The sequence below is a fragment of the Hydrogenophaga crassostreae genome (assembly GCF_001761385.1).
Lineage (GTDB): Bacteria > Pseudomonadota > Gammaproteobacteria > Burkholderiales > Burkholderiaceae_C > Hydrogenophaga > Hydrogenophaga crassostreae.
Window position 1 is genome coordinate 4675279 of record NZ_CP017476.1, and the last position, 15236, is coordinate 4690514.

The 15236-nt window shown below is 61.8% G+C and carries 14 protein-coding genes; 7 read left to right on the forward strand and 7 right to left on the reverse strand.

Annotation, left to right across the window (positions count from 1 at the left end):
* Positions 1 to 5: 5 nt before the first annotated feature.
* The gene (locus LPB072_RS21690; RefSeq protein ID WP_231943341.1) at positions 6 to 935 is read right to left on the reverse strand and encodes a LysR family transcriptional regulator; all 930 of its coding nucleotides are present in this window, start codon (positions 933 to 935) and stop codon (positions 6 to 8) included.
* Positions 936 to 1046: 111 nt separating this feature from the next.
* Here LPB072_RS21690 and LPB072_RS23600 point away from each other — a divergent pair, with 111 nt between their 5' ends.
* From LPB072_RS23600 to LPB072_RS21700, 3 genes are all read left to right on the forward strand, one after another.
* On the forward strand, positions 1047 to 1217 hold the full coding sequence (locus tag LPB072_RS23600; protein WP_157559383.1) for a hypothetical protein: 171 nt from the start codon (positions 1047 to 1049) through the stop codon (positions 1215 to 1217).
* A 64-nt stretch (positions 1218 to 1281) separates the two neighbouring features.
* Positions 1282 to 1773 carry a DsrE family protein gene (locus LPB072_RS21695; protein WP_197508875.1) on the forward strand — a complete coding sequence of 164 codons (492 nt, stop codon included), beginning with the start codon at positions 1282 to 1284 and terminating at the stop codon, positions 1771 to 1773.
* Positions 1774 to 1901: 128 nt separating this feature from the next.
* Positions 1902 to 2279, forward strand: a complete 378-nt coding sequence (locus tag LPB072_RS21700; RefSeq protein WP_066095980.1) for a PsiF family protein — start codon at positions 1902 to 1904, stop codon at positions 2277 to 2279.
* A 17-nt stretch (positions 2280 to 2296) separates the two neighbouring features.
* Here LPB072_RS21700 and LPB072_RS21705 read toward each other — a convergent pair whose 3' ends face one another.
* Genes LPB072_RS21705 through purE form a run of 3 tightly spaced genes read right to left on the reverse strand, consistent with a single transcriptional unit; the run spans position 2297 to position 5052 of the window.
* The gene (locus LPB072_RS21705; RefSeq protein ID WP_066096246.1) at positions 2297 to 3310 is read right to left on the reverse strand and encodes an L-threonylcarbamoyladenylate synthase; all 1014 of its coding nucleotides are present in this window, start codon (positions 3308 to 3310) and stop codon (positions 2297 to 2299) included.
* A 13-nt stretch (positions 3311 to 3323) separates the two neighbouring features.
* Positions 3324 to 4559 (reverse strand): 5-(carboxyamino)imidazole ribonucleotide synthase, encoded by a 1236-nt coding sequence (locus tag LPB072_RS21710; RefSeq protein WP_066095985.1) that lies wholly within the window; start codon positions 4557 to 4559, stop codon positions 3324 to 3326.
* Positions 4560 to 4563: 4 nt separating this feature from the next.
* Positions 4564 to 5052, reverse strand: a complete 489-nt coding sequence (purE, locus tag LPB072_RS21715; protein ID WP_066096248.1) for a 5-(carboxyamino)imidazole ribonucleotide mutase — start codon at positions 5050 to 5052, stop codon at positions 4564 to 4566.
* A 152-nt stretch (positions 5053 to 5204) separates the two neighbouring features.
* On the opposite strand from purE, the gene trxA reads away from it, so the two are divergent.
* The 3 genes from trxA to LPB072_RS21730 all read left to right on the forward strand — a co-directional run bounded on the left by trxA (position 5205) and on the right by LPB072_RS21730 (position 8717).
* Positions 5205 to 6113 carry a thioredoxin gene (trxA, locus tag LPB072_RS21720; protein ID WP_066095988.1) on the forward strand — a complete coding sequence of 303 codons (909 nt, stop codon included), beginning with the start codon at positions 5205 to 5207 and terminating at the stop codon, positions 6111 to 6113.
* A 102-nt stretch (positions 6114 to 6215) separates the two neighbouring features.
* Positions 6216 to 6917: a response regulator transcription factor gene (locus LPB072_RS21725; protein WP_066095991.1), complete on the forward strand. Its 702-nt coding sequence runs from the start codon at positions 6216 to 6218 to the stop codon at positions 6915 to 6917.
* 99 nt (positions 6918 to 7016) lie between these two features.
* Positions 7017 to 8717: an ATP-binding response regulator gene (locus LPB072_RS21730; protein ID WP_197508876.1), complete on the forward strand. Its 1701-nt coding sequence runs from the start codon at positions 7017 to 7019 to the stop codon at positions 8715 to 8717.
* A gap of 140 nt (positions 8718 to 8857) precedes the next feature.
* On the opposite strand, the gene LPB072_RS21735 is transcribed toward LPB072_RS21730, so the two are convergent.
* From LPB072_RS21735 to mgrA, 3 genes are all read right to left on the reverse strand, one after another.
* Positions 8858 to 10663, reverse strand: coding sequence for a DUF1566 domain-containing protein (locus tag LPB072_RS21735; protein ID WP_066095997.1), 1806 nt, complete (start codon positions 10661 to 10663; stop codon positions 8858 to 8860).
* 59 nt (positions 10664 to 10722) lie between these two features.
* Positions 10723 to 12513 (reverse strand): DUF1566 domain-containing protein, encoded by a 1791-nt coding sequence (locus tag LPB072_RS21740; RefSeq protein WP_197508877.1) that lies wholly within the window; start codon positions 12511 to 12513, stop codon positions 10723 to 10725.
* A gap of 374 nt (positions 12514 to 12887) precedes the next feature.
* On the reverse strand, positions 12888 to 13928 hold the full coding sequence (mgrA, locus tag LPB072_RS21745; protein ID WP_066096002.1) for an L-glyceraldehyde 3-phosphate reductase: 1041 nt from the start codon (positions 13926 to 13928) through the stop codon (positions 12888 to 12890).
* Between the two features lie 262 nt (positions 13929 to 14190).
* Here mgrA and LPB072_RS21750 point away from each other — a divergent pair, with 262 nt between their 5' ends.
* Complete coding sequence (locus tag LPB072_RS21750) at positions 14191 to 15207, forward strand: TRAP transporter substrate-binding protein (protein WP_082877159.1); 1017 nt, start codon at positions 14191 to 14193, stop codon at positions 15205 to 15207.
* Positions 15208 to 15236 lie beyond the last annotated feature (29 nt).

The window sequence follows — 15236 nt, forward strand, 5'->3', positions numbered from 1 at the left end:
GGATTTTAGGGTGCAGACGGTTCAAGGCCTTGCGCTTCGCCCGAGACCCAGCGCGCCCAGTGGTCGATACAGGCCCTGACTTTGGGCAGTCGGTGGCGTTCGGGCAGCATCACGGCATAGATCGGCACCCGGCCGCGATCAAACCAGTCATCCATCACCGACACCAGATCGCCGCGCGCCATCTGATCGCGCGTGAGCAAATCGTTGAGCCTGGCGATGCCAACGCCGCGCAAGGCCAGCGTCATCATCAAGGCGGAATTGTCGGTGCGGGTATGGCCTTGGGCGAAATACACCCCTCCCGCCGGGGCATCGCGCCGTGGCGCCCACGGCCAGCGGTTGACGCTGGGGCTGGCGCTGCTGGTGATCAGCCGGTGGGCCGGCAGGTCATCGGGGTGCCGGGGGGCGCCGAAACGACTCAGGTAAGCCGGTGAGGCGCAAAGACGCCGCCCATGGTCGCCGATCTGCCGGGCCACCAGATTGTCCAGGTTCGGCGCGCCTGTGCGGATAGCGATGTCCACGCCTTCGCGCGCCATGTCGCTCATGCGGTCATCGGCAAGTATGTCTACCTGCAACTGCGGGTACGCCTCATACAAAGATGGCAAGCTCGGCGCGATCAGGGTCTCGGCCAGGACCGAACTCACACTGAGACGCACCCAGCCGCTGGGGCCGTTCTGCTTGTGCCGGAATGCGGCCGCCAGTTCGTCGCGCGTGTCCACCAGTCGCCTCGCATACTCGGCAAAGGTATCGCCTTCGTCGGTCAGGGAGAGCCCATGGGTGGTGCGGTGCATCAAGCGGGCGCCGCAGCGCGCCTCCAGCCGCGCCAAGGTGCGCGAGATCTGGCTCACCGGCTGGTTGCGTTCGCGCGCAGCGGCCGACAGGGTGCCAAGCTCGGCCACGCGGAGGAACAGCGCGGCGTCGTCCAAGTCCAGTTTCATGGTTCGCATCGTATCTGCTTTGCATTTTTTGCAAAACCATTTGGCTTTTCTGGTGGTTTCACCCCATTGGCTTTATCCATAAAGTCAAAGCACCGACCACTGGAGGCCAGCATGCCACTCAATCCCCACGACTACGCCACCGCACGCCGATACGCCGAGCACCTGCGCCAGGCTGAACAAGACAAATTCTGGCGCCGCGCCTATGCAAGCCCTGCCCGCAGCAGCATCCAGCTCTGGGCGACCATGACCCGCCAAACACGGCGTCCGATCACCTGCCCTTGAAACACGCAAGACCGGCGTTCCGCGCAGGATGACAGCGCGCCCGTTTGCCTCTACGCTCCCGGGTATGAAAAATGCCAACGTTTCGGGACGTCGCAGCTGGTTCGGCCGGATGCTCGCCCTTTCTGCCGTCGCAACCGGCGCCCGCGCAGCCACACCCGCACCCGCACCCAGATTCCCCGCGTTCGGCGACGACGCGCTCCACAAAATCGTCTACCAGCTCAACCGGGCCGAGCCCGAGTACCAGGAAGCCATCCTCAACTCCGTCAGCGCCATGCTCAAGAAGTATGTGGACGATGTGGCGATCGTGGTGGTGGTCTGGGGTCCCGGCATTCACCTGCTGGCCAAAAAACCCCAGCGCCCGGTACCCGAGCTGCACCAGCAGCGGGTGAAAAGCATGGCGCAGGCCTACGGCGTGAAGTTCATCGCTTGCGGCAACACCATGCACACCGTGGGCTGGGCGCCTGAAGACATGCTGGACATTGCCCAGGTGGAAGAGGTTGGCGCTGCGGCCGTGATGGAGTTGCAGGAAAGCGGGTACGCCTACCTGGCCTGGTAGACCCGCCCGGTTCGGGGACAGGCTCCGACCATCAGCAAGGGTTAAGTTGACCGGCGGTAACCTGCGCAAGCCTGTTCCAGGCCAGCCGGCCCAATCCCGGGTTTGACTGCTTTCAGGACATCTCAATCATGAAAAAGCTTATCTCGCTGATCGCTTTGGCTGGCACCTTCACCATCGCCATGGCACAGGCCGCTGCGCCGGCAACCCCGTCCGTCAAACCGATGACCACGGCAACCGCCAAAGCCACCACGGCCCCTGCTGCCGAAGTCCCGCCTGCAACCGGCCAGCAAAACCGCATGAAGACCTGCAACGCCGACGAAAAGGCCAAAACCCTCAAGGGCGATGGCCGCAAGGCGTTCATGAAGTCCTGCCTGAAGGGCGAAACCGTTGCGGTGGCAGGCACCACCCCGCAAAGCAGGATGAAAAGCTGCAACGTGGACGCCTCCGCCAAGGCCCTCAAAGGGAATGACCGCAAGGCTTTCATGAGCACCTGCCTGAAAGGCTAGGCCACAGACCGGGCGTCTCAGGCGGCGGCGCGCTCCAGGCGATCGCGCACACCATCCCAGTCCGGCCCCACGGGTGGCGTCTCGACCCAGATCAGGCGCACGCCTGTGGCGTCCAGCTCGCGCAAAACAGCGAACAGTTCTTGCGCACAATCTGCAGCCATTTCAGGCATGCGGCGCCGGGGCAGGGCCCCGTCTACCCGAACCCCTTTGCTGGCATAGACCGCGATGTTTTTGGCGTCTTTGCCCATCAAGTCCAGCGCGGCTTGCAACTGCGGCGCGGGCATCAGCCGCACCGCGGCACGCGGCGCATAGTGCGATGCCAGCGTTCCCGAGGCACGCGGCGCTTGCTCGTCGCGCTCCCGCAGTGGTTGGCCGCAAGCGGCTTCAATCTGCGCAGGCGTCAGCATGCCCGGGCGCAGCAAAACCGGGGCTCCACGGGAGCAGTCCACGATGGTGGACTCGATGCCCACGGGGCAGGCGCCACCGTCCAGGATCAGCAACGCTGCGTCAGACAGCGCAGCAAATTCTTCTGCCACGTGTGCCGCCGTGGTCGGGCTCACGCGGCCAAACCGGTTGGCGCTGGGAGCGGCCACACCCATGACTCCGTGTGCACGCGCCGCCTGCAACAAAGCCAAGGCAGCCGGATGGGAAGGGCAACGCAGCCCCACCGAATCTTGCCCGCCAGCCGCCACCGCCGCCACCTCTGGTCGGCGCGGCAAGATCAGCGTGAGCGGACCGGGCCAGAAGGCCTGCATCAAGGCCACAGCAAACTCGGGCACTTCGCGGGCAAAAGGCGCCACAGCAGCGCGCCAGCCCTCGGCATCTGCGGTGGCCGAAGGGGCCACATGCACGATCAGGGGGTGATCACCGGGCCGACCTTTGGCTTCAAAAACACGCTGCACCGCGCTGGCGTTGCCCGCATCCGCCGCCAGGCCGTACACGGTTTCGGTCGGCAGTCCCACCAACGAACCCGCCGCCAGACGCAGCGCCGCAGCTTCGATGTTCGCGGGGGCATCCGCACTTAAAACCAGGGCCATGGAGCGATCAGGGCAAGCCGGGCAAACCGAGCAAGGCCAGCGCCAGAGACGCTGTCTCGCGAACCTGCGCCACGGTTGCGCCGGTGATGTTCAGGTGACCCATCTTGCGGGCCTTGCGGGCACTGGTCTTGCCATACAGGTGCAAATGGGTGCCCGGCAAGGCCAGCACCTCGGCCCAGGGCGGTACAACCGGCTGCTCACTGGCCTCGGCGCGCATGCCATTGGCATCGAACCAGAGATCACCCAGCAGGTTGACCATGAGGCTGGGGCTGTGCTGGCACGGCGTGTTCAAAGGCAAACCGGCCAGAGCGCGCACCTGCGCCTCGAACTGTGAAATGTCGCAGGCGTTTTGCGTGTAGTGACCGCTGTTGTGCGGGCGTGGCGCCATTTCGTTGACGATCAGGTCCGAGCCGCCCGCGCCATTGTCGACCACGAAGTACTCGACGCACAGGACGCCCACGTAGTTCAAATGGTCGGCAACCGCCACCGTGCTGGCCTGCGCACGCGCCGCCAGCTCAACGGGAACGGCGCCTTCGAAGACCTCGGTGATGGCCAGAATGCCGTCGTGGTGGGTATTGGCCTGCACCGGGAAGCACACGGTCTTGCCGTCGGCCCCGCGCGCCACCAGCACCGAGCACTCTGATTGCAGCGGCATCAGCTTTTCCAGCACGCAAACCACACCACCAAGCTGGGTCCATGCCGCTTCCAGCTCGGCGCGGTTCTTCACCCGGATCTGACCCTTGCCGTCGTAGCCCAGGCGTGCGGTTTTCAGGATGCCTGGCAACAAATCATCGGCCACCGCCGCCAACTGCCCAGCGGTTTCGATGCCCGTGTAAGGCGCCGGGAACACGCCGCTGATCGGCGCGCACTGCACAAAGTGCGTCTTCTCCTGCAAACGGTCCTGCGCGACGGCCACGCAATCGGCAGACGGCGCCACCGGGCGGCTCTCGGCCAGCTTGCGCAGCGCGGGCGCCGGCACGTTCTCGAATTCTGTCGTGATGGCGTCGCACAGCCGCGCCAGCTCGGCCAGGCCAGCCGGATCGTCGTAGGCGGTCTGGATGTGGTGGTGGCTGATCAGGCCCGCCGGGCTGGCCGGATCGGGATCGAGCACCGCCGTGCAATAGCCCATGGCCTGCGCGGCCTGCACAAACATGCGGCCCAGCTGGCCACCGCCCATAACACCCAGGGTGATGGGCTGACCACGGTCCGACAGCGCGCCGGGCAAAAGCGAATTTAAGCTCATAGGGTCAGGCAGGTAGCGTCATTGCGCGGGCCGCCTCGGTCTGCGCAAGCCGGTAAGCCACCAGCTTCAGATGCAAAGCCGGGTCTTCATTGGCCAGCATGGCCACCGCAAACAAGGCTGCATTCGCGGCACCGGCCTGGCCGATGGCAAATGTGGCCACGGGCACACCTTTGGGCATCTGCACGATGCTGTGCAGCGAATCAACGCCAGACAAGGCCTTGGTCTGCACCGGCACGCCCAGCACAGGCACCACGGTTTTCGCCGCGATCATGCCGGGCAAATGGGCCGCCCCGCCAGCACCCGCGATGATGGCCTTCATACCCCGGCCAACGGCGGCTTCGGCGTAGGCGAACATGTCGTCGGGCATGCGGTGGGCCGAAACCACCTTCGCTTCGTGTGCGATGCCGAATTCTTTCAAGATGTGCACCGCGTGCTGCATGGTGTCCCAGTCGCTGCTGGAACCCATGACCACGCCAACCTGGATGGGGTTCATGAGGAGAGAGCCTTTGGCCAAAAACCAGCGTTCGCTGGTGGGGTGAAACTGGCAAGCCACTTGCCGGCTCCGTTAAAGTGTCGATTTTACGTTTTGCGCTCAACCATGCTTCCTTTGGTTCGACGCTCCGTCCCCCAACAGAAGCCCCCGCCATGATCAACGTCACTGCCGCCAATTTTGAAACCGAGGTCATCCAGGCCTCCATGACCACCTTCGTTCTGGTCGATTTCTGGGCCCCTTGGTGTGGCCCATGCAAAGTGATCGGCCCGATGCTGGAGAAGCTGGAGACCGAATACGCCGGCCGATTCAAGCTGGTGAAGATCGACTCCGACCAGGAGCAACAACTCTCCCAGGCCTTTGGCATCCGCAGCATCCCGACCTGCGTGTTGCTGCACAACGGTCAGCCTGTGGATGGTTTCATGGGCGCACTGCCCGAAGGCGAAATCAAAGCCTTCCTGGACAAACACCTGCCTGCGGTCGAGGAGCTCGAATCGATCGAAGAAGAGGCGGAGGCCCTCGATGCACTCGCAGAGGGCGATGTCGAAGGCGCGCTGGCCAAGCTGCAGCTTGCGGTGGAAACCGATGGTGAAAACGACGATGCGCGATTTGACCTGGTCAAGCTGTTGCTGCAGCTTGACCGTGACGACGATGCGAAAGTGGCCTTCGCCCCGGTCATCGCCAAATCACTGGCCGTTCGCCGCCTGGATTCCCTGAACCGCTGGATGCAGGCGCGCGACGCTCAAGCCACTGTGGTCAACCCCGAGGCCCGCGCCGCCGAATTGCAAGCTGCCATCACCGCCAACAAACGCGACTTTGAAGCCCGCTACAACCTTGCGTCAATGCTCTGGGCCAACAACCAGTTCGTGCCCGCCATGGACGAACTGCTGGAAATCCTGATGCGCGACAAATCGTGGAATGACGAGCTGGCGCGCAAAACCTACATTGCCATCCTCGATGTGATCGACCCGCCCAAGCCCAAAGTGGCCGAAGGCCAGGTGCCCCCGGAAGATCCGACAGTGGCGACCTACCGCCGGCGTTTGTCCAGCGTGGTCTTGAGCTGATTTGACTGGGGCAGCTGGTCAACGGTGCGCAGGGCGGCATGCAAACTGACCGCGGAAATCTGATTGCTTCCGAAATACAAGTGGATTGCCTATCATTCAGGCATGCCACACCGACCTGAGGCCACCAGCAGCGAGCTTGCCCCAACAGGTGAGCGGTCGAACATCTCGGCAGAGCGCCGCCCGCAGGTGCGCGGTCTGTTGATCGTTGACGATCATGAGGTGGTTCGCTGGGGATTGCGATCGTTGATTCAAGCGCACTCTCGGCATGCAAATGAATCCATGCGGATATTCGAGGCCCCCACATTGGCCAGCGCACTCGAGCTTTTCGCGGCCCATCAGGCCGATATTCGTCTCGTTTTCCTGGACCTTGGGCTGCCCGACACCACCGGCCTGTCTGGTTTGGCGGCTTTCCGGGCACAGTTCCCCTCTGCTTCGATGGTGGTGATATCGGGGGATTCAAACACCGCGACAGTCGAGAGCGCCATGGCGATGGGAGCGCTCGCCTACCTGAAAAAGACAGGTGACCTGGCAGAGGTCATCGGGTACTTGCAAAACCAGGGCCTGATGACCATCAACAACGCTGCGGTCAACTTGCCGTGGGACTCGACCACCCTGTTCGACAAGGGTCAGGGGCTCACCGAGCGCCAAACCCAGATTCTTGAATGGATTCTGGAAGGCAAGTCGAACCGCGAGATTGGTGAGCTCGCTTTTCTGGCCAAGGGCACTGTGAAAAACCACGTCACCACCCTATTGCTTCATTTTGGCGTCAAGTCTCGCGCCCAGCTGATCAGCGCCCTGCGTTGAGGCACAGGCCTTCGCATGCCAAGAAAACTTGCAGAAACAGCGCTTTCAGCAACGGCGGCAACCACCTTGAATCGGCGGGTGAGGAGAGAGCAATGGGCGTTGCTGCTCGAGTCAAACCAGAGTGCGAGCCCGGCGGCCTTTGTCATTGCCCTGATCTTTTGGCTGGCGATCTACCACCAGCTGTCAGACCCCATAGTGCTGGTGTGGGCGGTTCTCATACACCTGAATCAACTCGTTCGATACTGGTGGGTGCGGCGCCATTCACAAAGCACCGAGATGCCAGAAGAGCGCCCCAGAGAGGCGATCTTCCTGCTGTTTCTCCTGGGTGCCAACGGCGCGGTCTGGGGGGCAGCGGCGGTCCTGTTCCTGCCTGTCTCCGACGTACTCGTGGCGGCCTTTGTGGTCGTTGTCACGCTGAGCATTCATTCAGGCGGTATGACGTGGATGGCACCGGTCAAGGCCGCCGTCATCAGTTTCAGTGTTCCGCTGACGGCGCTCCTGACGCTGGCGCTTATCCTGCAGGGGGAAACGGTCTACTGGGTTGGCGGTGTGCTCATCTTTCTTTATGCGATGACCTCATGGAAGTACGCCATGCAGCATCACAAGCTGCTCACGGACTCGCTGGTGGCCCGGTACGAAAAAATGGCTTTGGCAGAGCAGCTCGCCAGACAAGTTGAACTGGTTGAATTGGCGAGCCAGGAAAAAACACTGTTCCTGGCAGCGGCAAGCCACGACTTGCGCCAACCACTGCATGCCATTGCCTTGTGCAGTGCTGTGCTGGAAGTATCGCTCCGACATACCCCCGACCACGACACGGCCAGCCGGTTGTTGAAGTCCATTCACCTGCTGGGCACTTCCTTCGATGCCATGCTGGACATTTCCCGGCTCGACGCAGGCACCGTGCACGCAGCAGTGGTCCCGGTTCCCTTGCAGAGCGGGTTCGAAGCCCTCAACAACGTGTTTTCGGAGCAGGCCGGTGAACGGGGGCTGGAACTGAGGGTGCGCTCCACGGATTTGTGGGTTCGCAGCGATGCTGAGTTACTTCAGCGAATGCTGGCGAACCTGGTCGCCAACGCACTGAAGTACACCCACCAAGGGGGCGTTGTGGTGGTGGCACGTCAACGCCAGGAAGAAATCTGGATCGACGTGCGCGACACGGGGCTGGGCATGGCCTCAGACCAGATCGAGCACATTTTTGACGAGTTTTACCAGATCAACAATCCGGGCCGCGACCGATCCAAGGGACTGGGCATTGGCCTGGCCATCGTTGACCGGTTGTCAAGGTTGCTGGAGCACCCCATTGTGGTTCGATCCCGAGAAGGGCACGGCAGCCTGTTCCGGCTGGTATTGCCGCCCGCCTCAGCTGAACAGCAACACGCATGCCAACCTGTGCTGCCAACAGGTAACGCAGCGCCAAACGCAGATCTACCCGAGCGGGTGATGGTCCTGGATGACGACGAAGACGTGCGCTACGCGATCGCCACGCTGCTGCAGATTCACGGGGTAAAAACCACGTGCGTTGGTTCGGCCAATGAAGCATGGGCAGCCCTGCAAAGCCAGCCGCTCGACGACCCACATGCTGTGCTGTTGTGCGACGTGAGGCTGGCCAACGGCAAAGACGGCCTGGACTTCTCTTCCGGCCTTGCCGCAAAAATGGACGATCCTCCCAGGGTGATCCTCCTCACAGGTGAAACAGCACCAGCCAGCCTTCAACGTTTGCGTGAATCGGACTTTGAGGTGTTGTTCAAGCCGGTGAGCGCACACAAGCTCATGGCGGCTTTGGCGCAGGTGGTGCGGTGAGCGGCGACACCCTCAGTGGCGCTTGCAGCGCCCTTGATGCGATGGGCCGCAGCTCACCGAGGCGGCGACCCTTTTTCCACCTGACCTGACATTGCCCCAACTCGATGCGGTGCGGGTCAAACCCCGCACGGTTGGGCCACTTATTCCAATGTGTAGACAAGCCTAAGGCCCACATCATTGGTGGTGCGGCCGAGGTTGAACGAGGAGCCAATGGAGAAATTGTTCAGCCAGGCGTTCAGGGTGGCATCCGCTGTCGGCGTGGTGGACCAGGTGTAGACATCGCTGGCCGCTGGAAAGGCGACCGCACCAAGCGATGGGGCCGACAGGCTGCGGTCGGCCAAACTGGCCAGCTCCTTGGCGTTCGGCAACCGCCAGGGGCCTGACGCATAGGCCAGGGCCTCTTCATGGGTGAAGCGAATCAATACACCCGAGCAGCTGGCGCCCCCCCAGGATTGCCCTTCCAGACACCGACGCCAGGTGAGTCCGGTTTTGCGGTCGATCACCGCGTTGTTGGCGGTGTCACCCGGGTAGGCCTGCGTGGTGACCACATAACGCTGCCCAGTCCAGGTCCCGCCACGCACCAGGCGCACAGGCCGCAAGCTCGACTTGGCCCCTGTGCTGGAAGCCCCGCCATCGAAGCGCACGTACCAAGCGCTGTCACCGTCCGCCGCGGAATCGGTTGACGTCCAATACAGCGCCTCCTGTGTATTGGGAAACGCAGCCAGGCTGATGCGGGGCCCCGAGCTGCGCCCGAAATCCACCAGCCCGTGCAACTCTTCCATGGTGGGCAAGCGCCAGTCGTTGAAGCCACAGAGGTTCAGGTTGTTGACGGTGTCCACGTAAGCTGCCGTGGTGGTGGGATCGCCCACAAACCCGAGGGTCCGCCGGTAGGTGCGGCTGCCGGCCCGAGGGCCCGCCGCTGCGGTCTTGACTTCCCACACCAGGCCGGTCACGTTGTCCCGCATGCACTCGGCGCCTGATTGGCCGGTCACCTCGCTGTAAGACATGCGGTTGACAGAGATTCGGTGGCCGTCTTGCTGGCTGTTCAGGTCACGCGTGCTTTGAAAGCCGCAGAAGAACAGCGTATTGCTTCCCGACTTGTAGCACTGTGCGCCTCCAATGCCGGTGTGCGGCACAGCAGGCGTTTGCCAGTCGTCGTTCAGCACGTAGTAGCCAATGCCTTCGTAGCTGTATTCCGGCAACGTCGCGATGATGATGTCGCGCTCGACCTGGCCGTTGGTATAGAAATGAAACCCTCGTGCAGCGTGAAAGAAGCGGTAGAGAGGCACGTAACCGGTGCCACTCAAGGTGCTGGCGTAGTAGGCGATGCCTTCGTAGTTGAACTGCGGCAGATTGGCCGCCACGTTGGCGCGTTCGGTCTCGCTGATGGTGTAGAAGTGCACCCCGGTTTGTGTGTTGTAGAAGCGGTGCACCGGGCTCAGACCGGGGATGGCCGCGTTGCTGGTGTTGAACGCCGGGCCTTCATAGCTGAATGCAGGCTGGTTCGCAATAACGTTGTCGCGCTCGGTGGTACTGGTGGTGAAAAAGTGGGCACTGGTACTGCCGTTGAAGAAGCGGTAGACCGGCACGAGGGATGCCGCACTTTTTCGGGCAGCCAACGACTTGTTGACGGCCTCGGAGTTCAGTGTGGCACCGGTCGAGCCCTCTGCTCCGCTGAGCAATGGACCTTCGAACGGCTCGGGAAGCACGCCGGTTTTGGCAATCTGCTCCAGTTCTTCGTTGTTCAAACGCGCACCTTGCTGTTGCAAGGTGATGGTTTGGGCGGCGGAGCGGGCCATGATGGCCTCACCGCTGACCGGTGCCGACACGCCCTTGGGCTCCGACCCCTCATTGCCACCGCCGCAGGCGGCGAGAGCAAGGGTGGTCACAACGGCGATGCCCCATAGCCGGGCAACAGACCGGCCGGCATTGGGTTGGGTTTTCATGGAAATCCTCCTTTGCTTCAGGTCAACAGATATGGTGTGATGGAACTGCGCCCATTCACTTACGGGGTAGAGCGGACCAGGCGAGCGTGTTGGCCTGCGTTACGTGGCTGGGTATCCACATAGCCGTTGGTGGTATTGACAGCCCACCCCACCGGCGTCGTTGACCAGACGAACGCCAGCGGTGCGTAAGGAAAACCGAGCCTGTCGAGCACGCCGTCCGATTGGCTGTAGTCAGACAAGCTGTTCAATTCCTTGATATTGGGCAGGCGCCATGGCAAAGCCATGCGCGCTGCGATCAGTGCGTTTTCATGGGTGTAGTGAAAGCCGCTGCCCGAACAGGCGCTGCCACTCCAGATCTGGCCCTCCACGCAGCGGCGCCATGTCAGCCCGGTTCTCCGATCGATCACGGCATTGTTGGCACTGTCACCGGTGTAGTCCACGCTCGTGATGATGTAACGCTGCCCCGTCCATGGAGCACCTCTGACGAGGCGCAAGTAGGTCAGGCTGTTCTTCGAGAACGCCTGTAGTGCGCCGGACACAAAGTAAATGCCCCAGTCGGCAGTCGGCCCAGCGGGTGAGCTGGTGCGGTAAGTGGCGATTTTCGTGTGGGAAAAAATGCTCGATATGGTCGACGCAGCGCCTCCTGAAACACTGTAATCCACGATGCCTTGCAGTTCTTCCACTGAAGGCAAGCGCCAGTCGTTGAAGCCACACAAGCCCAAGTTGTTCATGGCAGCGACGTAACCACTCGCATCGTTGTCCATGCCATTGCCCAGATTGGTAAAAGTCTGATCAACACTGCGGATGACCGGTCCCGTCTGTTTGACCTCCCACACCAAGCCTGTCACATCGTCGCGCAGGCAGTCGCTGGTGGCATGGCCTGCCACAGCGCTGTAGCTCATGGGATTGTCTTGGGTCCGATGACCATCCTGCCGGTTGTTGAGCGTCAGGCCTTCTGCCGTGAAACACTTAACCAGGGTGTTGCTGCCCACGGTGTAACACTGGGTGTTCTTGATGCCGGTATGCGGCACGGCAGGCGTTTGCCAATCACTGCCCAACACGTAATAACCAATGCCCTCATAGCTGTACTGGGGCAGCGTGGAGATGATGGTGTCGCGTTCGGCCAGGCTGTTGGTGTAGAAGTGGAAACCTTGGGCACTCACGAAAAAGCGGTACAGCGGCGTGTAGCCGGTGCCCGCCAGGGTGCTGGCGTAGTAGGCAATGCCTTCGTAGGTAAATTGCGGCAGGTTGGCCGCCACATTGGCGCGTTCGGCTTCGCTGATGGTATAGAAGTGCACGCCGCTTTGGGTATTCAGAAAGCGGTGCACCGGACTCAGGCCGGGCACGGTGGTGCTGCTCACGTAGAAGGCGGGACCCTCATAGGAAAAAGCAGGCAGGTTGTTGATGGTGTTGTCTCGCTCGGTGGTACTGGTGGTGTAGAAGTGCGCACCGGTGCTGCCATTGAAGAAGCGGTAAGCCGGCACCCGTGAGGCTGCGCTCTTTCTCTCACCTGCCGATTTGGTCGCCAGGTCTGCGTTCAACGTCGCAGCTGTTGACCCCACGGCCCCGCTGAGCAGCGGGCCGTCAAACGGCTCGGGCAATACGCCGGTTTGGGCAATCTGCTCCAGCTCGGCCGCATTCAGCTTGGCGCCTTCTTGAAAAATGCGCTGTGTGCGCTCAGCGCTGGCAGCGGGGGAAGCATTGTGCTGAGTCTCCGGGTCCAATTGGCCCTCGGTAGCGCTGGAACGGGACTCATTCCCGGCCCCACCACCACAGGCCACCAGAACGGACAGCACCGTTGCACAAAGGCAAGACAAGCCCATGCGTGGGCCTAACGAAAGTAAGTACATGATCGCCTCCAGGGGAGTCAAGGCGCTCAACATGAGCACCTTTCTCCAAGCTCTGAATCGGTCTTGGCGTTTGATTGGCACCTTATCAGACGCCAGTCAATGCCAACAAGCCGACAAGAACTTGATGCCTGCAGGGTAGGAGCGGCCCCACCCGCACAAAAGTGCCAAAGGTCACTTTTTGCGACCCATGGGGTCACACGTCCCCAAACGGGGGGACATCGCGGCCGGTGCCCGCTTCTTATCGGAGCCGGGATTTTTCACCCGGTTTACCAGCGCTTCACTGCCACGGTAGGCACCCGAAACGGTTTGCCCAAACGCGGCCCTGCCTGCACCCTTGTGGCCTGATGCGCCGATCGCTCAGGCGGTATCGCCGGTCACACCCGCTGATCCGTCGAAGGCTTTTGCCAGAGGTTGATACCGCCATCCACCGCATGCCGGTCTATCGCCGCCAACTCGTCGGCGCTGAACGCCAGGTTCTTCAAGGCGCCCACAAGCTCAACGATCTGTGCCGCGCGGCTGGCGCCGATCAACGCCGAGGTCATGCCCGGTTGGCGCAGCACCCAGGCCACGGCCATCTGGGCCAGGCTTTGACCACGCGCCTGGGCGATTTCGTTCAAGGCGCGCACGTGGCTCAGGTTCTGCTCGTTCAGGTGCTCCGACTTGAACGACCCTCCGCCAGCCCGGTTGATGCGCGCGTCGTCAGGCACGCCATTCAGGTACTTGTCGGTCAGCAAACCCTGCGCCAACGGGCTGAACGCAATGCAACCCACGCCTTCTGCTTGCAACGTGTCGAGCAGCTCTTCCTCCACCCACCGGTTCAACAGGCTGTACGAGGGCTGGTGAATGCGCAGCGGAATGCCCATTTGGCGCAACAAGGCGGCAGCTTCACGGGTTTTGCCAGCAGAGTAGCTGGAGATCCCAACGTAAAGCGCCTTGCCTTGTTGAACCGCCGTGGCCAATGCGCCGCAGGTTTCTTCCAGCGGCGTGTCGGGGTCGAAGCGGTGGGAGTAAAAGATGTCGACATAGTCCAGCCCCATGCGCTTCAGGCTTTGATCCAGGCTGGCAAGCATGTATTTGCGCGAGCCACCGCCTGAGCCATAGGGGCCCGGCCACATGTCCCACCCTGCTTTGCTGGAAATCAGCAGCTCATCTCGGTAGGGCCGGAAATCGCGGCGCATGTGTTCGCCAAAATTGGTTTCAGCACTGCCATAGGGTGGCCCGTAGTTGTTGGCCAGGTCGAAATGGGTGATGCCATGGTCAAACGCTGTTCGCAGCATCTCGCGCTGCGTGGCCATGGGTGTGGCGTCGCCGAAGTTGTGCCACAGGCCCAGCGTGATGCTGGGCAGCTTCAAGCCGCTCTTGCCGCAGGCTCGATAGGGCATGGCGTCGTAACGGGTGGGGGTGGCGGTGTACATGGGTCTCTCCAGATCAGCGGTAAAAGCAAGGCAGGTCAATGCCACTCTAGCCAGTAGAGGGCGCTCAAGGGGTTATGCCCAACAAAGTCCATCCAGCCGACCGGAATGAACGGCCGGCTGAACCATGCAGTGCTTACCGGACAGTCGGCAAGACGGTGAAGACAGCACCCTTCTCCTGGCGGCAAGGGAAACCCCTCTGTTGTCAGACATCCCATGATATGGAGAATATGCCTCTATATTGCTCATGAAAACAGGGGGAGATATGACAACATGTTTTCGATGCCTCGCTCCAGCCGGCTTTCGCACCCGCCGCCAGGCGCTGCCCTGGCTGCTCGCCGGCCTGCTGGGATGTTCGTCTGTCTCCAGCTTCGCCCAAACCACCTTGCGGCTCTGGAACATCCACGGGGAGGGCTATCCGGTGACCACCGCGGTGAACTGGTATGCCGAGCAAATCGCCAAAGCCACCCAGGGCAGGTACCAGGTCCAGGTCTTTTCCAACGCCAGTCTGGGCGATCAGCCCTCTGCCGTGGCCATGCTCAAGGCGGGTGACCTGGACCTCGCCGAATTCAGCTCAGCGCCGTTGACCGAAGCCGTTCCCGGTATCAAGGTACTGAACATGCCGTTTCTGTTCCACGACTCGGCACACATGTTCCGCCATCTCGATGGCCATCTTGGGGAACAGTTCGAGAAAGATCTGGCGGCCTCCGGGTTTGCCGTACTGGGCTGGTACGACGGGGGGGCAAGATCGTTCTATTGCACCAGCCCGGTGCTCCGGATCAACGATCTGGCCGGCAAACGCATTCGGGTACAGAAGTCCGAGGTCTATACAGAACTGGTGGTGGCCCTGAAATCCACACCCCAGTATGTCCCTTTCAAGGAGGTGCAGACCGCGTTCCAGGAGGGCAAGATCGATTGTGCAGAAAACAACATGCCGTCCTACGAGTCCACTGGGCACTTCCGACTGGCCAAGCATGTCTACCTGACCGACCATGTGGTGTCCCCTGAAGCTTTGGTGATGTCCACCAAGCTCTGGAGCAGCCTCAGTCCCGCGGACAGAACCATCTTCAAGGACGTGGGCCTGCAATCGGCGCGCTACATGCGCGAGCTGTGGAACAAGCGGGTGGCCCAGGCTTTGACGATCACCACCGAAAGTGGATCCACATTCTCAAGAATGAACGACCCCGGCATCATGATCCGGCGCATGGCCCCGCTGTACAACAAGTACATGAAGGACCCCGCAACCTACAAGGTGTTGCTGACCATCATTGCGGACAAGTAGGCGCCCCAGCCAGCCAGGGCGCGCCGGCC